Annotated in this window: 24 protein-coding genes and 1 pseudogene; 18 read left to right on the top strand and 7 right to left on the bottom strand. The window is 54.8% G+C overall.

The features are described from left to right. On the top strand, positions 1–840 hold an 840-nt coding region (gene aroE, locus ACI9KD_RS08295), incomplete at its 5' end, for a shikimate dehydrogenase (protein WP_414980696.1). Positions 841–842: 2 nt separating this feature from the next. Here the strand turns inward: aroE and ACI9KD_RS08300 are convergent. Beyond that, complete coding sequence (locus ACI9KD_RS08300) at positions 843–1,391, bottom strand: gamma carbonic anhydrase family protein (protein WP_414980697.1); 549 nt, start codon at positions 1,389–1,391, stop codon at positions 843–845. Between the two features lie 177 nt (positions 1,392–1,568). Between ACI9KD_RS08300 and ACI9KD_RS08305 the strand changes: the two genes are divergently transcribed. Beyond that, positions 1,569–1,835 (top strand): YheV family putative metal-binding protein, encoded by a 267-nt coding sequence (locus ACI9KD_RS08305; RefSeq protein WP_414980698.1) that lies wholly within the window; start codon positions 1,569–1,571, stop codon positions 1,833–1,835. Here ACI9KD_RS08305 and ACI9KD_RS08310 read toward each other — a convergent pair. Beyond that, positions 1,786–3,153: an MATE family efflux transporter gene (locus tag ACI9KD_RS08310; RefSeq protein ID WP_414980699.1), complete on the bottom strand. Its 1,368-nt coding sequence runs from the start codon at positions 3,151–3,153 to the stop codon at positions 1,786–1,788. The genes ACI9KD_RS08305 and ACI9KD_RS08310 overlap by 50 nt on opposite strands. A gap of 382 nt (positions 3,154–3,535) precedes the next feature. Here ACI9KD_RS08310 and coxB point away from each other — a divergent pair, with 382 nt between their 5' ends. Genes coxB through ACI9KD_RS08330 form a run of 4 tightly spaced genes read left to right on the top strand, consistent with a single transcriptional unit; the run spans position 3,536 to position 7,880 of the window. Beyond that, positions 3,536–4,690 carry a cytochrome c oxidase subunit II gene (gene coxB / locus ACI9KD_RS08315; RefSeq protein ID WP_414980700.1) on the top strand — a complete coding sequence of 385 codons (1,155 nt, stop codon included), beginning with the start codon at positions 3,536–3,538 and terminating at the stop codon, positions 4,688–4,690. A gap of 14 nt (positions 4,691–4,704) precedes the next feature. Further along, positions 4,705–6,276, top strand: coding sequence for a cytochrome c oxidase subunit I (gene ctaD, locus ACI9KD_RS08320; RefSeq protein WP_414980701.1), 1,572 nt, complete (start codon positions 4,705–4,707; stop codon positions 6,274–6,276). Between the two features lie 27 nt (positions 6,277–6,303). Then, the gene (locus ACI9KD_RS08325) at positions 6,304–6,864 is read left to right on the top strand and encodes a cytochrome c oxidase assembly protein (protein ID WP_414980702.1); all 561 of its coding nucleotides are present in this window, start codon (positions 6,304–6,306) and stop codon (positions 6,862–6,864) included. 47 nt (positions 6,865–6,911) lie between these two features. After that, a complete protein-coding gene (locus tag ACI9KD_RS08330) occupies positions 6,912–7,880 on the top strand; it encodes a cytochrome c oxidase subunit 3 (protein WP_414980703.1) in 969 nt (322 codons plus the stop codon). A gap of 6 nt (positions 7,881–7,886) precedes the next feature. On the opposite strand, the gene ACI9KD_RS08335 is transcribed toward ACI9KD_RS08330, so the two are convergent. Continuing rightward, the gene (locus ACI9KD_RS08335; protein WP_414980704.1) at positions 7,887–8,147 is read right to left on the bottom strand and encodes a DUF2909 domain-containing protein; all 261 of its coding nucleotides are present in this window, start codon (positions 8,145–8,147) and stop codon (positions 7,887–7,889) included. Between the two features lie 75 nt (positions 8,148–8,222). On the opposite strand from ACI9KD_RS08335, the gene ACI9KD_RS08340 reads away from it, so the two are divergent. Genes ACI9KD_RS08340 through polA form a run of 5 tightly spaced genes read left to right on the top strand, consistent with a single transcriptional unit; the run spans position 8,223 to position 13,990 of the window. After that, entirely contained in the window at positions 8,223–9,002 is a 780-nt protein-coding gene (locus ACI9KD_RS08340) for an SURF1 family protein (RefSeq protein WP_414980705.1), read from the top strand. Between the two features lie 4 nt (positions 9,003–9,006). Further along, on the top strand, positions 9,007–9,690 hold the full coding sequence (locus ACI9KD_RS08345; protein WP_414980706.1) for a hypothetical protein: 684 nt from the start codon (positions 9,007–9,009) through the stop codon (positions 9,688–9,690). Then, positions 9,683–10,606, top strand: a complete 924-nt coding sequence (gene cyoE, locus ACI9KD_RS08350) for a heme o synthase (protein WP_414980707.1) — start codon at positions 9,683–9,685, stop codon at positions 10,604–10,606. Before ACI9KD_RS08345 ends, cyoE begins: the two co-directional genes overlap by 8 nt. Next, on the top strand, positions 10,603–11,265 hold the full coding sequence (locus tag ACI9KD_RS08355; protein ID WP_414980708.1) for an SCO family protein: 663 nt from the start codon (positions 10,603–10,605) through the stop codon (positions 11,263–11,265). Before cyoE ends, ACI9KD_RS08355 begins: the two co-directional genes overlap by 4 nt. A 1-nt stretch (position 11,266) precedes the next feature. After that, positions 11,267–13,990, top strand: a complete 2,724-nt coding sequence (gene polA, locus ACI9KD_RS08360) for a DNA polymerase I (RefSeq protein ID WP_414980709.1) — start codon at positions 11,267–11,269, stop codon at positions 13,988–13,990. Between the two features lie 437 nt (positions 13,991–14,427). Here the strand turns inward: polA and yihA are convergent, their stop codons facing one another. Then, on the bottom strand, positions 14,428–15,123 hold the full coding sequence (gene yihA, locus ACI9KD_RS08365) for a ribosome biogenesis GTP-binding protein YihA/YsxC (protein ID WP_414980710.1): 696 nt from the start codon (positions 15,121–15,123) through the stop codon (positions 14,428–14,430). A 116-nt stretch (positions 15,124–15,239) separates the two neighbouring features. On the opposite strand from yihA, the gene ACI9KD_RS08370 reads away from it, so the two are divergent. The 5 genes and pseudogenes from ACI9KD_RS08370 to ACI9KD_RS08390 all read left to right on the top strand — a co-directional run bounded on the left by ACI9KD_RS08370 (position 15,240) and on the right by ACI9KD_RS08390 (position 17,988). Next, complete coding sequence (locus ACI9KD_RS08370; RefSeq protein ID WP_414980711.1) at positions 15,240–15,536, top strand: c-type cytochrome; 297 nt, start codon at positions 15,240–15,242, stop codon at positions 15,534–15,536. 34 nt (positions 15,537–15,570) lie between these two features. Further along, positions 15,571–16,212, top strand: coding sequence for a c-type cytochrome (locus tag ACI9KD_RS08375; protein WP_414980712.1), 642 nt, complete (start codon positions 15,571–15,573; stop codon positions 16,210–16,212). 390 nt (positions 16,213–16,602) lie between these two features. Then, a pseudogene (locus ACI9KD_RS08380) lies at positions 16,603–16,825 on the top strand (CoA transferase). Positions 16,826–16,945: 120 nt separating this feature from the next. After that, positions 16,946–17,314 (top strand): hypothetical protein, encoded by a 369-nt coding sequence (locus ACI9KD_RS08385; protein WP_414980713.1) that lies wholly within the window; start codon positions 16,946–16,948, stop codon positions 17,312–17,314. A gap of 17 nt (positions 17,315–17,331) precedes the next feature. Next, a complete protein-coding gene (locus ACI9KD_RS08390) occupies positions 17,332–17,988 on the top strand; it encodes a thiol:disulfide interchange protein DsbA/DsbL (RefSeq protein WP_414980714.1) in 657 nt (218 codons plus the stop codon). Between the two features lie 100 nt (positions 17,989–18,088). On the opposite strand, the gene ACI9KD_RS08395 is transcribed toward ACI9KD_RS08390, so the two are convergent. Both ACI9KD_RS08395 and ACI9KD_RS08400 read right to left on the bottom strand, forming a co-directional pair. Beyond that, positions 18,089–18,709 carry an NADPH-dependent FMN reductase gene (locus ACI9KD_RS08395; RefSeq protein WP_414980715.1) on the bottom strand — a complete coding sequence of 207 codons (621 nt, stop codon included), beginning with the start codon at positions 18,707–18,709 and terminating at the stop codon, positions 18,089–18,091. After that, positions 18,706–19,953, bottom strand: coding sequence for a multidrug effflux MFS transporter (locus ACI9KD_RS08400; protein ID WP_414980716.1), 1,248 nt, complete (start codon positions 19,951–19,953; stop codon positions 18,706–18,708). Before ACI9KD_RS08400 ends, ACI9KD_RS08395 begins: the two co-directional genes overlap by 4 nt. 129 nt (positions 19,954–20,082) lie before the next feature. Between ACI9KD_RS08400 and ACI9KD_RS08405 the strand changes: the two genes are divergently transcribed. Then, complete coding sequence (locus tag ACI9KD_RS08405; protein ID WP_414980717.1) at positions 20,083–21,906, top strand: carboxylesterase/lipase family protein; 1,824 nt, start codon at positions 20,083–20,085, stop codon at positions 21,904–21,906. 4 nt (positions 21,907–21,910) lie between these two features. Here ACI9KD_RS08405 and ACI9KD_RS08410 read toward each other — a convergent pair whose 3' ends face one another. After that, positions 21,911–22,402: an Lrp/AsnC family transcriptional regulator gene (locus tag ACI9KD_RS08410; protein ID WP_414980718.1), complete on the bottom strand. Its 492-nt coding sequence runs from the start codon at positions 22,400–22,402 to the stop codon at positions 21,911–21,913. 346 nt (positions 22,403–22,748) lie between these two features. Here ACI9KD_RS08410 and leuA point away from each other — a divergent pair, with 346 nt between their 5' ends. Further along, positions 22,749–24,428: a 2-isopropylmalate synthase gene (gene leuA, locus ACI9KD_RS08415; protein WP_414980719.1), complete on the top strand. Its 1,680-nt coding sequence runs from the start codon at positions 22,749–22,751 to the stop codon at positions 24,426–24,428. Positions 24,429–24,431: the final 3 nt, after the last annotated feature.

Raw genomic sequence — 24,431 nt, forward strand, 5'->3', positions numbered from 1 at the left:
ATGAGTGACAAGCTGAGATTTGCAGTGTTTGGCAACCCCATCAAGCACAGCCGTTCGCCGCTGATACATGCTGCATTTGCGCGGCAAGGTGATGTGCATTTGGAGTATCGCGCCCTGCGAGTCGAGCTGGATGATTTTGACCGTGCCGTCACGGCCTTCTTTGACGCCGGTGGCCGCGGGCTCAATATCACCGTGCCCTTTAAGGAGCAGGCTGCCGCCCTGGCCATGGACCTGACGCCACGCGCCGCGCGAGCGACGGCGGTGAATACTTTGTGGCGCGATCCCGAGGGTGTGCTGCACGGCGATACGACCGATGGTGTGGGCTTGGTGCGAGATATGGTCGCCAACTTAGGCTGGCGGATACAGGGGATGCGAGTGTTGATTGTTGGTGCTGGAGGCGCCGTGCGCGGCGTGCTGGAGCCCTTGATGCGCGAGATGCCGGATTCAGTGCACATCGTCAATAGAACCGTAGAGCGCGCCGAAACCTTAGCGACAGAGTTTGGGGTGTTGGGCAAACTTACTGCGGGAGGTTATGAGACTTTGGCAGACAAGCAGTTTGATTTAGTCATCAATGCCAATAGTGCAGGGCTTAATGGGGAGGCCCCCACACTTCCGCCGGGCATATTGAGTGAGCGCTGCTGTTGTTATGACTTGCTTTACGGCGCACAACCGACCTTGTTCATGCGGTGGGCAGCACACAACGCTGCCTGGGCGGTGAGTGATGGTCTGGGAATGCTGGTTGAGCAGGCGGCGGAATCTTTTTACGTGTGGCATCGCCAGCGTCCGGAAACTCAACCGGTGATTCAGCAGCTGCGAGGTGTGATGGCCGCGGCGGCCTGAGTTTAATCCGCCGCTTTGTCGAGCTCGTCGATGTGCTCGTCTTTTAAGCGGACATAATTACCCGCGCTGTAGCTAAAAAATGCCATTTCTTTCTCGCTTAGCTTGCGAACCTGTTTCGCCGGAGCGCCGGCATACAAATATCCGCTTTCCAGGCGTTTTTTTGGCGTGACCAGTGCCCCTGCGGCAATAACAACATCGTCCTCGACTACGGCTCCGTCCATGACCACGGCGCCCATTCCTACAAGAATGCGGTTGCCTAGGGTACAGCCATGTAAGGTGGCGTTATGTCCGATAGTGACTTCTTCGCCAATGCTCAAAGGCCAGCCAGCGGGATTGAAGTCACTGGCATGCGTAATGTGCAGGACGCTGCCGTCTTGAACGCTGGTTCTGGCACCGACGCGAATAGAATGCATATCACCGCGAATGATGGTTCCTGGCCATACCGAAACATCGTCACCGAGTTTGACGTCTCCGAGTACGACGGCGCTGGGGTCAATAAGAACCCGATTGCCCAGTTGCGGCGTATGTTCTCTAAAGCTGCGCAGACTCATTTTGCTGTAATGCTTATGCACGGTGTGTTTTGCCCTCGTTGGTACTCCCGTAGTGCGTTATTGTGGCCCCAAATGCGATTGCAGGCCACCGCGTCTGCTCAGGCAGCGCGCAATCATGGTTTTACTTAGCCGAAGCGGGGCATCGCGAGCGAGAAGTTTGATCTTGAGGAAGTACCAATGACTGGTTTTCAGAGTCGAAGGCGTTTTATCGCAGGCGCTGTTTGCCCGCGATGCGCAGAAATGGACAAAATTGTTGTTGATCTGGACAGTGATCAGCGCGAGTGCGTTGCCTGTGGGTTTAACGAGGGGCGGCCTGCGGCGCCGGCCCCAGAAGAAGTAAAAACCCGCGTAAGCCGAGCCTCGGCGCGTCGAGTAGAAACCCCGGTACAGGTGGTCAGGCTGTTAGATCCTGGCTCCAATACTGCCAGCGACGCTGACGAGTGAAGTACCCAAAACTCAAAGCCAGGGTGATCCCGCGGCTGGCGTTAAATACCGCGAAGGACAGCCAGAGGCCCTGATTTCCAAGCCCAGTGGTCACGTACCAACAGGGCAAATAGATCAAAAATGCGCTAAACAGCATGCTGAGCATCATCGCCCGTGTGGCACCTGCCCCGATAAAAAGACCATCCAGTAGATAGCTTGGCGCCGCAATGACGGGTAACACAACCAGCCACAAACCCTGGGCGCTCATAACGGCTAGCACCTCTGGCAAGCCGGTGAGTAGCGGAAAGAGCCAAGGCTTGCTGAGTAAAATTATCGTGCTGATGACAAGTGCAGACACGCCGGTCCAAAGCGCGCAGCGCCGACTAACTTGGAAGAAGCGTTCGGTGTCGCCGCTTCCAAGTGCCTCCCCGGCTAAACCTTCTGCAGCATAGGCAAACCCGTCCATGGCAAATGCTGCGAACAGCAAAAACTGCATCATCACCGCATTGGCTGCGACCACCTCGGGGCCGAGAGCTTCTCCGGCTGCGGTGAAAAACGCGAATGCGAACAACAGAGTGAGAGTGCGAAAAAACAGGCTTAAATTGCTGCGCAGCAGATGTAGGTAGGGCTTTAGGTCGCGTAGCTGCGCCCAAAGTGCTGCGCTAAACAGTGACGCCCAGTGTTTTCTAAGTCCAATGATGGCGATGAACAGGCCTACGTACTCGGCGATGACCGTCGCAATAGCCGCGCCGCTGCTGGCAAGCCCCAAGCCCAGAATAAATAGCGCATCCAACACGATATTGATCAGATTGGTAACGACCAGAATGCGCAGGGGCCACCGCGTGTCCTGATGACCGATAAACCAACCTACAGCTGTGTAGGTGAGTAGGACCGCCGGGGCACTGAGTAAACGCAGGGCGGCATAGTTATCCGCTGGAACGTAAATTTCCGGCCGTGAACCCATGATGGCAAAGCCCAGTGCGAGTAATGGTCCCTGAAATAGCAGCAATAATCCTGCAACGGATAGGGCGATGAGTGCTGAGCGTGCGAGTGCCAGTAGCGCTCGTCTCTCGTCTCCCGCTCCATTTGCTCTAGCCACTTCGCCCGTGGTGCCCATACGCAAAAAGCTGAAGCCCCAGTACAAAAACGACAATACGGCGGCCCCAACGGCCACTGCTGCGAGGTGTGTGGGGCTATCAAGGTGTCCAAGCAGTGCCGCATCCACGAGGCCCATTAAGGGAATCGAGATATTTGCGACGATAGCGGGCCAGGCAATAGCCCATATCTTGACGTCCAGGGTCCGCCGTATCGCTATATGTTGGGGTTTATCCCTGTGCAAAACTGCTTCCTTTGGGCATTTGCCAAATCGCTTGTAAATCAGCGCGTTAGTAGGTTTATGGAGAAGCTTTCGCTATAATCGCCGCGCTTCAGGGGGAAGTGGCTACGTGCCACACTTGCTACAACTCTAACCACCCTGTCGCCGTCAGTCATGTAAACCCGGGAGAAACATGGTTTATTGCTGGCGAAAAAATACACGCCGAAGACGCTTCTGGACGACTAATCGCACAGAAATAGCATGTAGGCGCGCGTATTTTACGAGCAACCTCCGTTGAGGTGTTCCGGTCGAATCAACCCGAATTCGCCGATACAAATAGATTTGGAGTCTTGGGAGCAATCGCTCCTAAGACGCAATGACACAGCAGATTGATGGAGACCCGGTAATGCAGGGAGCAATCAACCGAGCGTTTATTCAAGGCGCAGCCGCGGTTAGTTCGGCACTGGCATTGTCTTCAGGGGCTGTTCAAGCCGCTGATGGCAGCAGAAGTTCAGTCAATATGGACCCCGGCGTTACCGCTGTAGGTCAGTCGATTTTCGATCTTCACATGACCATTCTATGGATCTGTGTGGTGATCGGCATCGCTGTCTTTGCCGTGATGTTCTACTCCATCATTTATCACCGCAAATCTCGCGGCGTGGTACCTGCGCAGTTCCATGAAAGCACTAAGGTCGAAATTGCCTGGACCGTGGTCCCCTTTCTGATTCTGATTGCCATGGCGGTTCCAGCAACGTCTACGTTGCTTGAGATCTACGACTTCGATGATGCCGAGATAGACGTTCTGGTCACGGGATATCAGTGGAAGTGGAAGTACGAGTATCTGACAGAAGATGGCGAAAACGTCACTTTTTTCAGCAACCTCAAAACACCGCAGTCAGAGATTTATAACTCGGCAAATAAGAACGAGAACTACCTCCGTGAAGTTGATGAGCCGCTGGTTATTCCCGTGAATACCAAGGTTCGCTTTCTGGTGACTGCTAACGACGTGATTCACTCGTGGTGGGTCCCAGAGCTAGCGGTTAAGAAAGATGCCGTTCCCGGATTCATTAACGAGACCTGGGCCCTGGCAACAGAAGAAGGCATCTACCGCGGTCAGTGCGCTGAGCTCTGCGGTAAAGACCACGGCTTTATGCCCATTGTTGTGGAGGTTGTAAGCCAGGAAGAATTTGCCGAGTGGCAAGGTGAAAAGCAGCAAGAAGCCGCGCAGGTGCGTGAGCTAATGGCCCAGACTTTCACTATGGATGAGCTTATGGATCGCGGCAAAGCGGTTTACGCCCGTGCATGCCTGGCCTGTCACGGCGCTAACGGTGAAGGCGGCGTCGGAAATGCCATTGCAGGATCACCGGTCGCGACCGGTGAGCTGGGTCAGCACCTGAACATCGGTATTAACGGTGTGGCGGGATCGGCGATGCAAGCTTTTGGTGGTCAGATCAACGACGTCGAAATGGCGGCGGTGATCACTTATCAGCGCAACGCATTCGGAAACAATATGGGCGATATGGTTCAGCCCATTGATGTATTCAATTACAAGAAGGGTTGAGGGGAGTATTAACCATGGCACACGGACCCGCTAAAGGCATTAGCCGCTGGCTGTTTACTACCAACCACAAGGACATCGGCACGATGTACCTGTGGTTTTCCTTCGCAATGTTTATCATGGGTGGCGCCTTCGCGATGATTATTCGCGCAGAGCTCTTTCAGCCCGGTATGCAGCTTGTGGAGCCGGCTTTCTTTAACCAGATGACCACCTTGCACGGACTCGTGATGGTGTTCGGGGCGATCATGCCCTCCTTCGTGGGTTTGGCGAACTGGCTGATTCCCATGATGATCGGCGCGCCGGATATGGCTCTGCCGCGCATGAACAACTGGAGCTTCTGGATTCTTCCACCCGCGTTCCTGATGCTCGCATCTACGCTATTTATGGAAGGTGGTGCACCAGCCTTTGGCTGGACGTTCTACGCACCGCTGTCGACGACTTATGCACCACCGTCGGTGACCTTCTTTATCTTCGCGATCCACATCCTTGGTCTGTCGTCCATCATGGGCTCGATCAATATCATCGCGACAGTGATGAACATGCGCGCACCGGGCATGAGCTACATGAAGATGCCACTGTTCGTCTGGACCTGGTTGATCACGGCCTTCCTGCTTGTCGCGGTGATGCCGGTACTTGCCGGGGCTGTGACGATGATGTTGATGGATATTCACTTTGGCACCAGCTTTTTCTCGGCGGCCGGTGGCGGTGACCCCGTACTCTTCCAGCACATTTTCTGGTTCTTCGGACATCCCGAGGTATACATCATCATCTTGCCGGCATTTGGTGTGATTTCTCAGATCATCCCAGCCTTTAGCCGTAAGCCGCTGTTTGGCTACGACTCTATGGTCTATGCCACGGCGGCGATTGCTTTCTTGTCATTTATCGTTTGGGCGCACCACATGTACACCGTGGGTATGCCTGTCGCCGGAGAGCTGTTCTTCATGTACGCGACGATGTTGATCGCGGTACCAACCGGTGTGAAGGTCTTTAACTGGGTCAGCACCATGTGGCGCGGCGCTTTGTCTTTTGAGACACCCATGCTGTTTAGCATCGGCTTTTTGGTGCTGTTCACCATCGGTGGATTCACCGGCCTGATGTTGTCCATCGCGCCGGCAGACTTCCAGTACCACGACAGCTACTTTGTAGTAGCTCACTTCCACTACGTGATGGTTGCCGGTGCGGTGTTCTCCATGTCAGCTGCCATTTATTACTGGCTGCCTAAGTGGTGTGGACGCATGTACAACGAGACCATGGGTAAAACCCACTTCTGGATCTCGTTTATAGGCTTTAACATCACTTTCTTCCCGCAGCACTTTGTGGGTCTGGCGGGCATGCCCCGACGTATTCCTGACTACGCGCTGCAGTTCGCTGATTTCAACATGATGTCGTCCATCGGTGCCTTCATCTACGGTGGATCTCAGATCCTGTTCCTCTACAACGTGGTTGCGACCATCGTAGCGGGCAAGCCAGTGAGCGATGAGAAAGTGTGGGAGGGAGCAGAAGGCCTTGAGTGGACGGTGGCTACGCCAGCGCCCTATCATACCTTTGAAGTGCCGCCGACTATTGATCCTACGCACGCGCACTCCTGATCAATTGACGAGTAGCTAGGAGCGAACATGCTGCGGTTAAACGCTAATCCCTCCATCGATACCGTCATCAAGTTGGTGACGGTAGCGGTGGCGATGTTTGCCTTTGTGTTCGTGGTAATGGTTCCACTGTATAACGTGCTCTGCGATGCTTTGGGCATCAATGGCAAAACCTCAGGAGAGGTTTATACGGCGGTGCAGGCTGGCGTGGACGAAAGCCGGGAGATCACCATCCAGTTTGTTGCGACGAACAACGATGGCATGCCCTGGGAGTTTCGGCCGTCCAGGACCATGATGCGCGTGAATCCCGGAGCGTCTAACGACACGGTGTTCCTGGCGCGCAACCCATTACCACAAGCGATGATTGCTCAGGCGATCCCAAGCGTTTCGCCATCTCGTGCTGCTGAATACTTCCACAAGACGGAGTGTTTTTGCTTTAACCAGCAGCCACTGGATGGACGAACCTCGGTGGAAATGCCCTTGCAGTTCATTATTGACCGCGAGCTACCTAGCGATATTAAGACAATCACATTGTCGTATACCTTGTTTGACGTAACAGACATGGCGCAAGGCGCCGTTGCCGTACGCTAACAGCTGTCGGTCAGGGGGACCGGCGGTTTAACTGGAGAGAAAATTCAATGACAAGCGAGACCTCCACAGATTACGAAAAGTATTACGTACCAGAGAAGAGTCCACTGGCCATAATGGCGACCATTGGCCTGGTTCTCAGCGTTTTTGGTGCGGCCAACTTCATCAATCAACTGACCTTTGGTGAGGCGGGAGAAGCTTCTCCTACCATTCTTTATGTTGGACTTTTTGTTTTTGCGGCTACTTTGTTCGTTTGGTTTCGGACAACGGTTCGCGAGAACATCGCCGGAATGGCCAGCGGCCAGCTCAAAAAATCCTATGTACTTGGCATGTACTGGTTTATTTTTTCAGAAGTGATGTTCTTTGCTGCGTTCTTTGGCGTGCTATTTTACGTCCGCAACCTGGCAGGACCGTGGTTGGCCGGGGAAGGTGAAGGCGGCCGCATGAACTATCTGCTGTGGGAAGGCTTTCAGTTTAGCTGGCCCATGATGCAGACGCCCCAGGAAGCCGTGGGCGGTGCCGCCGATCAGCTGATTGCTAATAACGGCTCCTTCGCCAGCGCCAAGCAAAGTATGGCCTTTGCCGAAGCACATCACTGGTATGCCTGGCTGCCCTTGTGGAACACCATCATTCTGCTGTCTTCATCCGTGACTGTGCACATCGCGCACACCGGTTTGCTCGATGGCAACAAGAAGAAATTCAACATATGGTTAGGCGCTAGCGTGGCGCTAGGCGTGTTGTTTGTCATTCTGCAGATTGCTGAGTACTACGAAGCCTACGCACACTTTGGCCTGACGCTGAGCTCCGGTGTCTATGGATCAACGTTCTTTATGCTGACGGGCTTTCACGGTTTCCATGTATTCATGGGCATGACCATGTTGGCGATCCAGCTGATGCGATCGTTGCGCGGCGGCCACTTCACTGCCGGTGATCATTTTGGATTCGAGGCGTCGAGCTGGTACTGGCACTTTGTCGACGTGGTTTGGGTATTCCTCTTTCTGTTTGTTTATATCCTCTGATGGAAGCTACTGTTTTTTTACAGTAGGTGCCTGAGTGGCGGTCCCTTGAGGGCCGTCGTCCCAGGGATTGCGATGACCTAGCTGTCCCGTCGCAACGCCATAAATAATCAAGCTCATCAAACTCAAAGCCAATCCCAGCCGTACACCCAATGAATTGAGTGTGCGGCGTTTGGTTTTGTCGCCCTGATCAACCATCAGGAAGTACGCACCACTGACGAGGCTTCCCACCAGCATTATCATGAAAAGGATGATTAAAAATTTCAGCACAGCCTGTACCTTGTTGAAGCCAAGCCCACAGTATAGCGGAGCCTCGCGGCAGTCGATTATGGGGGGGCTTGCACCGTGGCGGCGCTGAAGCTTGATCTGGAGTGGCGTACTACGCTGATGACGCTGTTGTTGTTTCCCGGGCTGATAGTGCTCGGTTTCTGGCAGCTGGATCGTGCGGAAGAAAAGACTGATATCGCGTTGCGGGAAAGCCAGCGGGCGATGGCCCCCGCGGTAAGTTTAACCGATCTCGTGAATGTTTCCGAAGACAGCCTGGCCTTTCGCAAAGTGACAGTGAGTGGTCACTACGTGCCTGACGCCGTTATTTTTCTGGACAACCAAATGCGTGATGGCCGCTACGGTCACGATGTGTATGGTCTGTTCTACGACCAAGCCAGTGAGCAATATGTCCTGTTGAATCGTGGCTGGGTGTCGGGGGACTCCTCGCGCCGTAGCCTTCCAGAGGTTGATGTTCCGCTGGATGAGTTCACCTTGAGCGCGACTGCCTATGTGCCTCCGGGAGAACCCTACCTTCTGGCCGAGGATCAATTTGTTGAGTGGGAGTGGCCCTTGCTTGTGCAAACAGCTGGATCTGACGCTTTGCACGACGTACTGAGTGATGAGCTTGCCGGAAGTGTTTTTGCCACGGAACTGCGCCTGGCAGCGGAAGAGCCTACGGGCTTCCGCCGGGACTGGCCTGTGGTGAACGTGTCACCGGAAAAACACCAAGGTTACGCGCTTCAATGGTTTACCATGGCCGCCGCTTTGCTACTGTTTTTTGTGTTTCGTAGCAGCAACATTTTAAGCCTTCGTCGGGGGTCTACTTCTCCCGATTCCGCAGATACAAAGGAGCAATGAGCGCGTGGACCGCGTAGAGAATCAAAGTACGCCAAGCACGGCGCCTAAGCCCGGCAACGGTCGAATGACGCTGCTATTGATTGCCGGAATACCGGTGATCGTCGTTCTTGCGGCAAGCTGGATGTGGTATTTCGTGGCTAATGGCCAGCTGGATCTGGTGAGTGCACTAGGTACGGCTAATCGTGGTCAATTAGTACAGCCGCCAAGACAGGCGACCGAGGCCGGATGGCAGGATGCTGATGGTAACGGTTTTGCTCCCGGGAGCTCTCCCATGTGGGCTCTAGTAGTGCCCCAGCGCGGTGCAAGCTGCGGGGCCGCTTGTGAGAAGCGACTCTACGAGGTTCGTCAAATCCATATGGCGCTCGGTAAAGAGCTTGGCCGTGCGCAGCGAGTCATGATTACTGATGCGCCTTTAGATACGCTCGCTCTGGACGTTACCCAGCTTAGCGATCAACGACCGCTTCCGGAAAGCTTTGCTGCCTACGTCACGGGGGAGCAGCGAGGCATGAGCCTCTGGCATGCCTCCGATAGCAACTTCGCGACGATGTTTCCCGAGTATTCTCAGTATCCGGATAGCTGGTATGTCATGGATCCAGCGGGCTGGGTCATGATGCGCTACGACCAGACCGTGAGCTACAAGGACGTGATCTCGGATCTCAAATTCCTGATGAAGAATTCTAATGGCTGAATCAGCTTCCGTTTCAGGCAATGACAGCGATACTCGCGCCGTATGGCGGGACTATCTAGAGCTGACTAAGCCCGGTGTGATTGCACTGATGATTCTCACCTCGGTGATAGGCATGTGCATGGCGGTGCCTGGATGGGTGCCGTTGGACGCGCTCATCCTTGGTAATCTGGGCATTGCCTTCTGCGCGGCCTCAGCTGCGACGGTTAACCATGTTGTAGATCAACGCATCGATCAGCACATGGCGCGCACCCGCAACCGACCTCTGGCCAGAGGCCGAGTGAGCAGCCGCAATGCGGTCATATTTGCCCTGTCACTAGCTGTGGCGGGTATGGCCATTTTGCTTATTTGGATCAATGCCCTGACTGCGTGGCTAACCTTTGCATCATTGGTGGGCTATGCGTTCGTCTACACATTGTTCTTGAAACGGGCGACGCCACAGAACATCGTCATTGGCGGGCTCGCGGGCGCGGCACCGCCACTGCTGGGCTGGACCTCGGTAACCGGCGAAATTCACGGGCACGCTTTGCTACTGGTGCTTATTATTTTTGCATGGACCCCCCCGCACTTCTGGGCGTTGGCGATTCATCGTCGCGAAGAATACGCCCTGGTTGATATTCCGATGTTGCCCGTCACGCATGGCGTGCGCTTCACACAGCTGCATATCATTCTCTATACCATCATTATGTTTTTGATAACGCTGATGCCCTTCGCGACACGTCTGAGCAACTGGCTTTATCTTGCGGGTGCAGTCGTGCTTGGCCTGCGCTTTTTCTATTGGTCTATAGAGATTTGGCGTGAGAAAAACCCCAACGCGCCGATCTACGCGTTTAAGTACTCCATCACCTATCTCATGCTCTTGTTTTTGATTATGTTGCTAGACCACTACCTACTACCTCTGCCGGCCTACCCCGCATGAGTACAGCTCATGACCCGCGTCAGCGCCGCGGTATTCGCCTGACCATCGCTTTGGTACTGACCTTTATGCTCATCGTGGTGGCGGGGTTTGTCCACCGCATTGGTCAGCCCCGGTTGATGTCCGATGGCGAGCTCCAGGCTAACGGCCTTTATTTGATGGATCCGCCCCGGGACTTTGGCGAGTTTGCCCTGATTGATCATCGTGGTGAGCCGTTTACGCCAGACTCGCTAAAGGATCAGTGGACGCTGGTGTTCTTTGGGTTTACCTATTGTCCTGACATCTGCCCTACGACAATGGCTTTTCTGGACCAGTTTGTGGGTCAACTTGAAGGCACCGAAGCCGGCGATACGCGGGTCGTGATGATTAGCGTGGATCCGGCGCGGGACACCGTGGAGCAGCTGGCTGGCTACGTGCCGTATTTCAATAAGGATTTTACGGGTGTGACCGGGGAGTTTTTGGATTTATTTAGATTCGCAACGGCGCTGAACACGCCTTTTCGTAAAGTCGCAGGTCAAGGCGAGGATTATCAGGTTGATCACAGCGCGAATGTCGTTCTGATTAACCCTCGCGGGCATTATCACGGGTTCTTTAAAGCGCCCCTGGATCTTGCCAAAATGAAAGTAACCTATCGCGCGGCACGTTACATCTGGGACCATTGATATGAGTGAAAAGACGCCCCTGATCCTGGTTGACGGTTCGTCCTACCTCTATCGCGCCTACCATGCGTTGCCGTCCCTCACGAACTCTAAAGGCGTGGCAACGGGCGCGGTAAAAGGCGTCATCAATATGCTGCGCCGCCTGCAAAAAGACTATCCCGACAGCACTATTGCCGTGGTATTTGATGCCAAGGGCAAAACCTTTCGCGACGACATTTATACAGAATACAAAGCCAATCGTCCGCCAATGCCTGATGATCTGCGGGAGCAGGTCCAGCCAATCCATGACATTGTTCGTGGTATGGGACTGCCGCTGCTGTGTGAGCCTGGCGTAGAGGCTGATGACGTCATCGGTACGCTGGCGCGGCAGGCCAGCGAAGCCAATTGGCCGGTTATTGTATCTACGGGCGATAAAGACATGGCCCAGTTGGTGAACGAATTCGTCACCCTGGTGAACACCATGAACGATACGGTGATGGATCCGCAGGGGGTTGTCGACAAGTTTGGCATCCCGCCGGAACTTATCATCGATCTCCTTGCCTTGATGGGTGACAAGGTCGACAACATTCCCGGCGTTCCTGGCGTTGGAGAGAAGACCGCGCTGGGCCTGCTTCAGGGTCTTGGGAGTTTGGATCAAATTTACGCGTCTCTCGATCAGGTCGAGACCCTGAGCTTTCGTGGTGCCAAGACCATGGCCGCAAAGCTCGAGAAAGAGCGGGACAATGCGTACCTCTCTTACACGCTGGCAACCATTGCGACAGACCTGGAGCTGCCCCTGGCTTACGCGGACCTTGCGAACGCAGTACCGGATAAGGCGGCATTGCTTGAACTGTTCAGGGAAATGGAATTCAAAGGCTGGATCGATGAGCTCGAAGGTGAGGCCCTGACCGATGATGCACCGGTGGAAGTCGACACCCGGGAGCAGCATTACGTCACTGTGCTGGATCAGGAAACCTTTGATGAATGGCTGGCCAAACTCTCCGCGGCTCCGTTGTTTGCCTTTGATACTGAAACCACCAGCCTGAACTATATGTTGGCTGAAATCGTCGGCGTATCCTTTGCCGTTGAGCGCGGTGAGGCCGCTTATGTGCCGCTGGCACATAGTTATCCCGGCGCACCTGCGCAGCTCGATCGCGATGTCGTGTTGGCGGCGCTCAAGCCATTACTTGAGGATCCAGCTCGGGCCAAGCTCGGCCAGAACCTTAAATATGATGCCAGTGTACTGGCGCGCTACGACATCGCGATGCAGGGTATCGCCTTTGACACCATGCTTGAGTCCTATGTGTTGGACTCCACCGGCACTCGCCATGACATGGATAGCCTCGCGTTGAAGTACCTGGGTCGCAGCACGACGCACTTTGAAGACGTCGCGGGCAAAGGCGCCAAGCAGATTACTTTTGACAAAGTAGGCATCGAAGAGGCGGCAGCTTACGCCGCAGAAGATGCAGAGGTGACTTTGGCCCTGCACGAGACTTTGTGGCCAAAACTGCAGGAAACGCCAAGCCTGGAAGCGGTGTTTACGGAGATTGAATTACCTCTGGTGCCCGTACTTTCGCGCATGGAGCGCTGCGGTGCACTGTTGGATGAAGAGCGTCTTTGGGAACACAGTCGCGAGCTCGGACAACGCCTCCAGGCTTTGGAAGAAGAAGCCCATAACGTTGCCGGCCAGGTTTTTAATCTGGGCTCTCCCAAGCAGCTGGGCCAGATTCTTTTTGAGAAGCTTGAGCTTCCCATACTGAAAAAAACGCCCAAGGGCGCGCCTTCAACGGCCGAAGAAGTCCTACAGGAACTGGCGTTGGATTACCCATTGCCCAAGTTGCTTATCGAACATCGTGGCCTGTCCAAGCTCAAGTCCACATACACGGACAAGCTGCCGGGAATGATCAATCCAAATACGGGCCGTATCCACACTTCTTACCACCAAGCAGTGACGGCGACCGGACGCTTATCCTCTTCAGATCCCAATCTGCAGAATATTCCGATTCGCACCGAAGAAGGCCGTCGAATTCGGCAGGCGTTTATTGCCGCCGAGGGTTACCAGATCGTGGCAGCGGACTATTCGCAGATCGAATTGCGCATCATGGCCCACTTGTCTGAAGACTCAGGCTTGTTGGCGGCGTTTCGAGAGAACCTGGATGTTCACAGTGCGACGGCTGCTGAGGTGTTCGGAGTGTCTTTGGACGCGGTGTCCGGCGACCAGCGTCGAAAAGCCAAGGCCATCAACTTTGGACTGATTTACGGGATGTCGGCCTTTGGTCTTGCCCGGCAGCTGCATCTTGATCGCGGCGAGGCACAACGCTATATCGATGTGTATTTTGAGCGCTATCCCGGCGTTCGCCAGTACATGGATCGCACGCGAGCCTTGGCGCATGAGCAAGGTTATGTTGAAACCTTGTTTGGCCGGAGGCTCTACCTCCCGGAAATTAACGTGCGCAATAAAATGCGTCAGCAAGCTGCCGAACGAACGGCCATTAATGCGCCCATGCAGGGTACCGCCGCCGATATCATCAAGAAAGCCATGCTGTCGGTAGATAAGTGGATCGCCGACGATAGAGTCGATGCGAAGATGATCATGCAGGTTCACGACGAATTAGTGCTGGAAGTCGCTGAGTCTCAGCTGGATCCTGTCTGCGATGAGCTGTGTCGCCTGATGTCGGCGGCCGCGGATCTGGCCGTTCCATTATTGGTTGAAGCCGGTCGCGGCGCTAACTGGGACGAAGCGCACTAAAGTTTTTTGTTACTCAACCGGAACTTTTAGCATCACCGGCCCTCAAAGTTACTGTGACAATGAAGTGAAGTGCATGGTCACTGAACGATGGTTAGCATGGTTATCATGGTGCCCATCGTTCGATTCCCCTGAAAGACCCTGACTGCCCGGTTGCTTTTCTCCTCGTTTTGCAACTGGGCTTTTTTTTGCCTGAAATTCTGACCAACCCCTACAACGGCATTACTTGGACTGGCGACGCGAGCAAGCGCTTAACTGCTTCGCTCGCTGCTTGCGCTTCTGCGCTTCGCGAAACAGCCACCCGCTTGCTCGCTTGGCACGGAGGCAGCGATCAGTAGGTAATAGCGTCACGTACCGATCCACCAAAGCTTTTTCGGAAAGTGAACGCTATGGCCTGCTAGTGAGTGTGTTCGGAGTGAGTTGCGAGCAATCAGCTGGCGCTATGCCCAGGCAGAATCTTCTGCGGGCACATCGTCATCAAACACAGAGGTGTCGGTGAGCCAGTGGTCGAGGATTGCGATGAGCTCCCCGTGCCCCTGGTGTTTCAGGGCGGAGAATAACTGACAGCTCACCAGGTCGCCCAGGTGAGCGACTTTGCCTCGGACCTTCAGGAGCGTTTGTTTTCCGGCGCCGTTGGACAATTTGTCGCATTTAGTAAGGAGCATATGTACCGGCATTTCTGCATCGGCCGCCCAACCAAGCATTTGCTGGTCAAAGGGTTGCAGTGGGTGTCGACAGTCGGAAAGGAGGATTAAGCCGCGAAGACTTTGTCTCTCGCGGAGGTAGGCTTCCATCTGACGGGTCCATTCCTGCTTGAGCTTTTGCGGTACTTTGGCATAGCCATAGCCAGGCAGGTCTACGATTCGTTGCTGCTCACCGACCGTGAAAAAGTTAATTAATTGTGTTCGGCCCGGTGTTTTGGAGGTCCTGGCGAGCTTATGATTTTGCGTCAAACTGTTAATGGCGCTGCTTTTTCCGGCGTTTGAGCGCCCTGCGAACGCCACTTCCCAGCCGCTATCGTCGGGACATTGACTCACTTTGGCGGCGCTGGTTAGAAACTCAGCCTTACGATAGCTGGGCTTACTAATGGGCTCGTTCAAAATTTGCTCATCTTGGTGATTTGTTGGGGTATCCATCTTGAGTATAATAGCGCGCCCTCCGACATGGGGGGGTAAGAAATATGAGTGGCCTTTTGCACAGGTTTTATATCTGGACGTAAGGCGTCGACTTTGACCACTTGGAGGTGTTTACCGTGAAGAAAGTCATATTGGCCGCTGCGGTAGCGGTATTTGCCGTGGCTGCTCAAGCACAGCCGAACATGGAAAAGTACGGCAAGAGCTGTGCTATCTGTCATTCTGCTGGCGTCGCCGGCGCACCTAAGGTCGGTGATACGGCAGCCTGGGAGCCACGTTTGGCCAAAGGTATGGATGCATTGATGGCCTCCGTTAAGAACGGTCTGGGAAATATGCCACCTATGGCCATGTGTTTTGACTGCTCGGACGAAGAGTACATGGAACTCATTAAGTACATGTCAACGTCGGCTGAATAATCAGTCTGCAATTGAGAGTAAGGATCCTGTTGTTATGAAAAAGCTGCTCATTCTCGGAGCGTTCATTTTTGGTGCAGTCTCTAGCACATTGAGTGTGCAGGCCGCGGACATCCTTAAGGGTGATCCCGCTGCGGGCGAGCAGAAGGCTGCTGCCTGCGGCGCCTGTCATGGCGCTGACGGTAACAGCATGGTTTCCATGTTTCCCAAGCTTGCGGATTTGGGTGAAAAGTACCTGCTACAACAGACCCAATATATTCGTGACGGTCTGCGCCCGGTAGCTCAAATGCAAGGACAGGTTGACGATATGTCGGATCAGGATCTTGCTGATATCGCTGCGTACTTCAGTAGCAAGCCGCGCAGTGTAGAAAAGGCTGACCCTACGCTTATCGCACTGGGCGAGAAGGTTTATCGTGCAGGGATCGCCGATCGTAATGTTGCGGCGTGTATCGCTTGTCATGGCGCTCGCGGAGCGGGCAACGCACCAGCGGGCTTCCCGGCATTGGGAGGTCAATATGCGGATTACGTCTCTGCGCAGTTAAAGGCGTATCGTAAAGGCTACGAAGACCCTACGGGTCGCGTAACCGATGGCGATATCAAGATCATGCGTAGCAATGCTTTTGGTCTCTCAGACATGGAAATCCAAGCCGTCTCGGCTTATGTGTCGGGCCTTCAGTAAAGGCTAAGCTTCATAGCCAGGTACGCAGACTGACGGCTCGCACTGCGGGCCGTTTTTCGTTCAGGGGGAGTGCAGGAGCTTTAAGTCGGCTCTTGCGTCTTCCGGGAAATGGAGTGCGGCGTGCAGAATCTCTCAAGCCCCAATGAACTTTACGGCGGAAATCGCCAACGCCCTCCATCCCGTGGGTTCTTCCACTTCTGTGCCTCATGGGGATGTTGATAACGCCGGTTTGCTCTCTTGCTTCGATGTCACCGGTCTTGCTGTTTCGAGCATAGGTGCTGCCTGTGCTGAATTAGCTGCGCTTTCATCGCACAGGCCAATGAAAGACCTGGTGCTGAGGTCCTACGTGTCGACCCTCCGGGCTGGGCAGAGGTCAATGTCGAATCCGAGGTGACTCTGGGCAAGAGCCTGACGACGCTAAATCTGCGCGAAACAGCTGACAAAGCCCGCTTTGAACAGCTGCTAGCTACAGCCGATGTGTTTATTCATGGTTACCGCGAGGGCCCTTGACGATCTGGGCTTGGGGCAGAGCCGTCGTCAGGAGCTCAATCCTCGACTCATAGACGTGGCCTTATCGGCTTATGGAGGCGGTGGTCCCTGGGCATGTCGATGAGGCTACGACAGCCCTGTACAGACGAGTACCGGTATTGTCCATGAAGGCATTATTCGTGGGGACGGTGAAACGCCTGCACCGCTGCCTGTACAGGCGCTTGATCATGCTACCGGCTATTTGATGGCTGCCGCAGCGTTGCGTGCCCTGCGGGTTATTCGAGAGTCCGGTACAGTACTATCCGCCCGCTTGTCTTTGGCGCGCACTGTAGAACTGCTTAAGCGGGCGCCGCTGAATAAAACACCGGAGGCTTTTAGTAGTGAAGACAGGCGGGATATTGCTCCCGGTGTTGAGCCCACCTATTGGTGGCCCGCGCAGCGGATTCGCTTTCCGGTGGTGGAGGGCCTTCAGGCACCGAACTGGCCTCTTCCCGCGCGACCGCTGCACAGTGATGCGTCGCAATGGTCCAGCTACCTCCTGCCAGCGATTGTTCAGGAGTGCCAAAACAGCGAACTTTTCGTTAGGATGTCTGTCGAAATACACATAACCTGAAAAATTTGGAGAACACCATGTTCAAGCGTATTTGCTTCGCAGCCTTTGCGACGCTTGCTATGCAGTTGGCTGCTTTGTCGGCTCAAGCCCAAGATGAAAATTACGTTGCAGGCGAGCACTACGATGTAATTTCCCCGGCTATTCGCGGCAGCTCTGACAAGATCGAAGTAACGGAGTTTTTTTGGTACGGCTGCGGGCACTGCTACAACTTTGAGCCACAGCTATCCCAGTGGAAGAAAGGTTTAGCGGATGACGTTGTTCTCAAAGGTTCTCCTGCCATGTGGAATGAGCTGATGGAGGTTCATGCGAAAGCCTATTACGCCGCTGAAGCGCTGGGTGTTTTGGATAAAATGCACATGCCACTTTTTCAGGCCATTAACGTTGATCGTAAGCGCTTGGCGGATGAGGACGAGCTTGCCGACCTGTTTGCTACCCACGGCGTAGCTCGCGAAGACTTTTCTAAGGCATTCAATTCCTTTGGTGTTGGTAGTCAGAGCCGTCAGGCGAATGCTCGTGCTAGAGCTGCAAAGATCACCGGGACACCAGAGGTTATGGTTGCCGGTAAGTATCGCATCAGTACGCGAAAGGCGGGCGGTCAGGCAAACATGCTAAAAATCGCTGACTTTCTCATTGAAAAAGAGCGCGCAGTGCAGGTCTCTCGAGCAGGTTCATGACCCTTATACCCGCCGCTTGATTGCGGCGGGTACTCTTTGGCCCGCATTCGGGCCGACCACCGACCTATTTCAAGTCCGGTCGTCTTCTCGTCACATACTGTTACATCCCGTTTGTATACGTCTCTAGTGATGTCTTGCCGCTTGCTCGAATTTGCTGAAATGCCTGTGTGTATTCGCCGAGCATTTCCAGGCAATAAGTGAGTCGTGCATGCAGATAGTCGTGCATATCGTTGTCGTTTTCTGCGCTGTCTTCATTGAATACCTGAGTCGCCTGACGCACGATCAAATGCTCCGGCATGTAGCAGATCCTGCTGTTTTTGTAGCTGCTCATACGAAGTTCTGCAATTGGGTAGGCTCCGCCTCCGGCGCCGCCGGATACAGAGATGATCAGGGCGGGCTTATGAGCCAATTCTCCGCTGCCGGGAAACATTAAAAACAGGTTCTTGAGTCCCGCAGGCACCATGCCGTGCCACTCCGGCGTCACTACTATAAAGCCATCACAGCTTTGTAGTTCTGCTCGAAGCTCACCGATTGCCGCGTCCCACTTGGGGTCGCCACTCCACAGACCTTCGTCCCAGAATGGTAGGGGATTGTCTGCGAGGGTGTACAGATAGGTCTCATCGCACAGTCCCTGCTTTTCTAGTTGCGCCGCTGCGTAACGAGCGATTTTTTCGCTTTGAGAGTCGTTGCGATGACTGCCGCTGATGATGCCAATTTTCATGATGATTTGGGGTCCGTGGGTGGGTTTTGAAAAGGCTGATACTTCTGATGTTGCGCTTTACCGTAGACGATCAACAGCAGCGCCATGATTTGCGTCACCGCCATAGTTACAATCATAGGAAGCGGTGACGATACCAATACGCTGCCCACTGCCCCGGTGATCACTGCGGAGAGCCCCATCTGTAAAAAACCGAATAAGGATGAGTTGGTCCCGGCAATTTTGGGGAAGTGCTCCATGGCCATGGCCATGGCCTGCGGTAGCACCAGACCCAGTGCTGCGGAGTAAAAACTCATCGGCAAAATCAGCGCAAAGACGGATTTAGGTGCCAGCAGATGCGCTACCAGCATGCAGAGCACGGCTCCTGTGGCGAGTAGTCCGCCGCCCAAGATCAGTTGTGATGGCTCTAATTTCGAAGCGAGCCGGGCGCTTACCGCGCTACCGCCCATATAGCCAAAAACCGAGGTCAAAAAGATTAGTCCGAAATACTCTACCGGGACGCCCAGCATGTTGATGAAGACAAATCCCGAGCAGGCGAGATAGGCCATGAGGCCCGCGTAGACCAGCGCGCTAGCCCCGGCAATGGGCAAAAACACAGGATCTCGAAGTAACAGCATGTAGTTCGCCGCGATGTTCCTGGGGCGAAGGCTTTGCGGCTCGGGCAGTGTCTCCGGGATTCGATAGCTGATAATACCGAGGACGATGGCGCCATAAATGCCAAGGAAAACGAACACCACAGGCCATTCCACATACCCAAGAAGAAGGCCGCCAAGTCCCGGTGCAATGGCGGGTGCCAGAGCCATGAGCATGGCAATTAGAGACAGTGCGCGAGCAGCGCCTCGAGGACCAAAGACGTCCCGAGTAATCGTGCGGGCGAGCGTAGGGCCCACGCAGGCACCAATACCTTGAATGAAGCGATAAAGGGTTAACTCCTCCACCGAGCTGGCCATCGCACAGCCGGCGGATGCGAGCACAAACAGGCCTGTTCCAGCCATAAGTACCGGTTTTCGTCCAAAGCGATCTGCCAGAGGGCCACAGGCAAGGTGGAATACTGCAAAGCCCCAGAGGTAGGCGCTGAGAGTGAAGTGCATATGCACGACATCGGTATCAAATGCCTTTTGCATCGCAGGCATGGCGGGTAGATACATATCGACGCTTAGCGGCCCAAGCGCGACAAGCGCAGCGAGAAACGCAAGCGTTGTTTTGGACTCGGGATCCAGGCGTAGACTGTGGTTAGGGTTGTGCATGGGCGCGCAATGTTACACCACAGCCTCGACCAGAGATTAAACTGCAGCGACTTAAGAAATCATCTTTGGGGGGTGCGTGTTCTAAGCAGCGTCCTCTAGCGTTACAGTACCGGCTCAAAGGAGTGTCTAATGCGTTGGCTAGTACTTATTACCGGTTTGGCTTTGGTCGTTGGCGGCTTGTTTTTGAATCGCCAGGACCGGGGCGATGGCCCTCTTATCGTGAGTGCAGACATGAGCACTCTTCGCGACACGGCGTCTGGCCCTGTGCTCGGCGGCAGCAGCGCTGTGGGTGCTCAGGTTTGGCTCGGAATCCCCTACGCGGCAGCACCGGTCGGTGAGAAGCGCTGGCGCGCACCTATGCCACCCCAGGATTGGTTCAATGCCCGAGAGAGCCTCACCTTTGGTTCCGTGTGTCCGCAATTTGCTAGCCGTCTGTCCGCATCCACTGCCCAGCCCGGGACTCTGATTGGCAGCGAAGACTGTCTGTCGTTGAACGTGTTTGCTCCAGCTCGCGTTGGAAGTGACGCGGCGCTGCCAGTGATGGTGTACATCCACGGCGGTGGAAATACGATTGGTTCAGCTGTCCCTTACGAGGGCTCTGCTTTCGTGCAAGAGCAGGGTGTGGTGATGGTTACGATGAACTATCGCCTTGGACCCTTGGGTTGGCTCAGTCACGCCGCCTTGCGTGAGGGCGCCTCGGCAGAGGATGCCTCGGGTAACTATGCCTTGCTCGATATGATCGCTGCCCTGAAATGGGTGCAAAACAATATCGAGAATTTTGGCGGGGACCCGGCGCGGGTCACAGTCTTTGGGGAGTCTGCCGGTGGCCGTAACATTTATGGATTGCTTGCCTCGCCGCTGGCCTCGGAGCTGTTTCACGGTGCCATTATTCAGAGTGGCTTTCCCGGAACTTTTACCCGGGCGCGCGCCGAGACGCCGGCCGATGATCCCCAGCCAGGGCACCCCAATGGATCTCACGCGCTGGCTCTCGCGTGGTTGGAACAGGGAGCTCAAGCGAGTGTCGCAGAGCGCCTTGATCGGATGTCTGCGAGCGAACTCGCGCAGTATCTGCGCGGACTCAGTGTGGATCAGCTGATGGCGCCGCTTCACACGGCTGCCGGCATGTATGCTGCGCCGGCTTTGTTTCGTGATGGGGTAGTTCTGCCCGAAGAGCCGCTTACAGAGGTGTTTAACGACCCCACACGCTGGAACCAGATGCCGTTGATGGTTGGCAGTAATCGCGATGAGATGAAATTGTTTCTAGCCCTCTCAGACCGATATACGGGCAAGCGTTTTGGACTCATACCGGCCGCGCGAAATGTCGAGCGTTATGACTTACTTAGCCGCTTTCACAGCGATGGCTGGAAGGCTTCCGGCGTTGACCTTCCCCTATCGCTGATCAGTGAAAGCAGCCCCGAGATCGATCTGTATGCCTATCGATTTGACTGGGACAGCATGCGCAAGAACTGGCTCATTGATTTGCCTCAGCTATTGGGTGCTGCCCACGCGCTAGAGCTCGATTTTTTGTTCGGCCCCTTAATCAGTCGCGTGGTGCCGGGGGTCTTTTACGCGGGCAATCGTGAAGAGCGAGAGGCGCTGGGACGCACGATGCGCGACTACTGGGCAGGGTTTGCTTACAGTGGACGTCCCGGCAGCGGAAGAAGCGCGGCGCAGCCGGCATGGCCGAGCTGGAGCGTTGATCAGCCGCTGTTGATGTTGCTCGATAGCAAGGACGATGGTGGTGTGCGTCCGGAGCGTATTATTGTGACCGTGGACGACATCAAACGTCGTCTGGCAGCAGAAGACACGTTGCCGGAACGTTTGCGCTGTGCGCTGTATGTTGATTTGTTTCTCGACAACAACGGTTTGAGCGAACAGTTCGTGACTCGGGAGTATCAAGCCTTGGGCTGTGGCCAGATTCCGTCCTGGCCTTTGGGTGGTTTATCGCGCTAGCTGTTCAGTCCTCGCGCACCGTGTGATCCAGCGGTAACGCCGTACGTTGGACTACCCGGCGCAGCACAAAGCTTGAGTGCACACCCGTCACTCCGGGAATGCGAGTCAGCCGGCCGAGCAGGAAACGTTCGTAGTACGCCATATCTGGAACTACGGCTTGCACCAGATAGTCGGAGTTTTGGCCCGTGACAACGTTGCACTCCACAACTTCAGGATAGTTGCCGACAGCCTCTTCAAATGCTTCAAAACGGTCCGGAGTATGTCGATCCATGCTGATGCTGATGAAAGCGGTGAGGTTTAGCCCGAGCTGCTGTTGATCTAGCAAGGTGACATGCGCTCGAATCAGCCCAGATTCCTCCAGGCGGCGAACACGCCGGGCGCAGGGCGTTGGCGATAGCCCCACTGCAGCGGCCAGGTCCAGGTTGCTGATTCGAGCATCGGCTTGTAGGCGCTCGAGAATGCGTCTATCCAGGCGATCCAGTTTGGGCGTAGACAATGCCGGCTCCTCCACGATAAAGCCTAAGTGTAGCTATTTTAGCTCTAAATTTACAGTTTGATAGAGTTATATACTATAAATAGATGAAAAGAGGCGTTAGTTTGCAGTATCTAGCTACCGTATCAGGCCTATAATTTGTCGCTCTGGTGCACACGTTGTCCTGCCGTTGGTTCGCTACCCCCCAACCACCGTCGGCAATGCTCACAAGGTACGCCTGTCGGACAGCGTCGCCAGCCCTTTCTTTATTCGTTATTGCGGATGCGAGGGTTCGCACAATCGCTGTTAAAATCACCTGGGTTGCTGAACGATAAATTGCTAACGAGCAAATTTTTTTTTGGAATTGCACATGAGCCGCTTTGATTACCGCCGATATCCCGCGTTTCCCCCCGTACCGATGACCTCTCGGCGTTGGCCCGATCGTCAGATCCGCCGCGCGCCGGGTTGGTGCAGCGTTGATCTACGCGATGGGAATCAGGCGCTTATCGAACCAATGACCGCCGCCCAAAAGTCGCGGATGTGGGACTTGTTGGTCAAGCTTGGCTTTAAAGAGATCGAAGTCGGATTTCCCTCGGCGTCGGGCCATGACTTTGCCTTTGTGCGGAATCTCATTGAAAACAATCGTATTCCCCAGGACGTCACAATTCAGGTTCTCACTCAGGCCAGAGAAGAGCTGATTGCCAGGACTTTTGAATCTCTCGAAGGTGTGCCCCGAGCGATAGTGCACGTGTACAACTCTACTTCAACCGTGCAGCGCGAGCAGGTTTTTGGTCTAGACCGCGAAGGTATCAAGGCGATTGCTGAGAACGGTGCGCGATTGGTCAAAGATTATGCGAGCCGTTGTCCGGATACCGACTGGACCTTCGAATACTCCCCAGAAAGCTTTACGGGGACCGAGTTGGATTACGCTGTTGAAGTCTGTGACGCGGTGACTCGTGTTTGGGATCCGACGCCGAACAAAAAAGTCATCATTAATCTCCCTGCGACGGTGGAGATGAGCACACCCAACGTGTATGCCGACCAGATTGAGTGGTTTTGTGATCATGTTGCTCGGCGGGACAGTATTGTCCTGTCCCTGCATACCCACAACGATCGAGGCTGCGCGGTGGCCGCAGCGGAACTCGGTGTTATGGCGGGAGCCGACCGTATCGAAGGAACCCTCATGGGTAACGGAGAGAGGACCGGCAATATGGACATTATCACCATGGCCATGAACCTCTACAGTCAGGGCGTTGATCCTCAGCTGGACCTCGCTGGTATGGATGAAATTATCGAAACCGTGAAAGCCTGCACGCAGTTACCCGTGCATCCACGGCACCCCTACGCAGGGGAACTGGTGTTTACCGCTTTTTCTGGAAGTCATCAGGACGCCATCAAAAAGTGTCTGACGAAGCGAGAGGATGACGAAAGCCAGCCCTGGGGTGTGGCTTACCTGCCTATCGATCCCGCGGACATTGGTCGGTCCTACCAAGAGGTGATCCGTATTAACAGTCAGTCGGGCAAGGGTGGCGTTGCTTATGTCATGCAGGCTGATCACGGTTATGACTTGCCGCGCTGGTTGCAGATCGACTTTAGTGCGACGGTACAGGCTTATGCAGAAGATACTGAAGGCGAGGTCGGTTCTTCGGCGATTCACAGTCTCTTCCAGCAGACCTATTTGCCGGACACGCCCCGCTGGCGCTTGCACGACTACCAGCTCAGTCGTGCCGACGGCGTTGATAAATTACAGCTGACGATTCAGGACGGATCCCAGTCCCGGCAAATTGCGGGCACCGGTAACGGCGTTGTGGCGGCGTTTGTTGATGCCTTGGAACGCTTCGTGGGTAAATCCATTGTACTGGTGGAGTACAGCGAGCATGCGCTGTCTCAAAGTGCTGATGCCGAGGCGGTGTGTTATATCCAGCTCAATATTGATGGCGATCGCAGCTGCGGCGTAGGGCGCAGCTGCGACATCGTGCAGGCGTCTCTGTTGGCCATTCTTGGCGCGCTAAGTCGTTCGCCGGGCCTGTCTACCAGCGCAGCCGCGTAGCAG

This window comes from Congregibacter sp. (genome assembly GCF_047617445.1).
In the GTDB taxonomy this organism is placed as follows: Bacteria; Pseudomonadota; Gammaproteobacteria; order Pseudomonadales; family Halieaceae; genus Congregibacter.

Excerpts from the sequence above, each read along its gene's own strand:
- ACI9KD_RS08330 (WP_414980703.1), top strand. The coding sequence starts at position 6,912 with ATGACAAGCGAGACCTCCACAGATTACGAAAAGTATTACGTACCAGAG.
- ACI9KD_RS08395 (WP_414980715.1), bottom strand. The coding sequence starts at position 18,709 with ATGAAAATTGGCATCATCAGCGGCAGTCATCGCAACGACTCTCAAAGC.
- leuA (WP_414980719.1), top strand. The coding sequence starts at position 22,749 with ATGAGCCGCTTTGATTACCGCCGATATCCCGCGTTTCCCCCCGTACCG.
- ctaD (WP_414980701.1), top strand. The coding sequence starts at position 4,705 with ATGGCACACGGACCCGCTAAAGGCATTAGCCGCTGGCTGTTTACTACC.
- polA (WP_414980709.1), top strand. The coding sequence starts at position 11,267 with ATGAGTGAAAAGACGCCCCTGATCCTGGTTGACGGTTCGTCCTACCTC.
- ACI9KD_RS08390 (WP_414980714.1), top strand. The coding sequence starts at position 17,332 with ATGTTCAAGCGTATTTGCTTCGCAGCCTTTGCGACGCTTGCTATGCAG.
- cyoE (WP_414980707.1), top strand. The coding sequence starts at position 9,683 with ATGGCTGAATCAGCTTCCGTTTCAGGCAATGACAGCGATACTCGCGCC.
- ACI9KD_RS08300 (WP_414980697.1), bottom strand. The coding sequence starts at position 1,391 with ATGAGTCTGCGCAGCTTTAGAGAACATACGCCGCAACTGGGCAATCGG.
- yihA (WP_414980710.1), bottom strand. The coding sequence starts at position 15,123 with ATGGATACCCCAACAAATCACCAAGATGAGCAAATTTTGAACGAGCCC.
- ACI9KD_RS08385 (WP_414980713.1), top strand. The coding sequence starts at position 16,946 with ATGGCTGCCGCAGCGTTGCGTGCCCTGCGGGTTATTCGAGAGTCCGGT.
- ACI9KD_RS08325 (WP_414980702.1), top strand. The coding sequence starts at position 6,304 with ATGCTGCGGTTAAACGCTAATCCCTCCATCGATACCGTCATCAAGTTG.
- ACI9KD_RS08405 (WP_414980717.1), top strand. The coding sequence starts at position 20,083 with ATGCGTTGGCTAGTACTTATTACCGGTTTGGCTTTGGTCGTTGGCGGC.
- ACI9KD_RS08375 (WP_414980712.1), top strand. The coding sequence starts at position 15,571 with ATGAAAAAGCTGCTCATTCTCGGAGCGTTCATTTTTGGTGCAGTCTCT.
- coxB (WP_414980700.1), top strand. The coding sequence starts at position 3,536 with ATGCAGGGAGCAATCAACCGAGCGTTTATTCAAGGCGCAGCCGCGGTT.
- ACI9KD_RS08305 (WP_414980698.1), top strand. The coding sequence starts at position 1,569 with ATGACTGGTTTTCAGAGTCGAAGGCGTTTTATCGCAGGCGCTGTTTGC.
- ACI9KD_RS08400 (WP_414980716.1), bottom strand. The coding sequence starts at position 19,953 with ATGCACAACCCTAACCACAGTCTACGCCTGGATCCCGAGTCCAAAACA.
- ACI9KD_RS08355 (WP_414980708.1), top strand. The coding sequence starts at position 10,603 with ATGAGTACAGCTCATGACCCGCGTCAGCGCCGCGGTATTCGCCTGACC.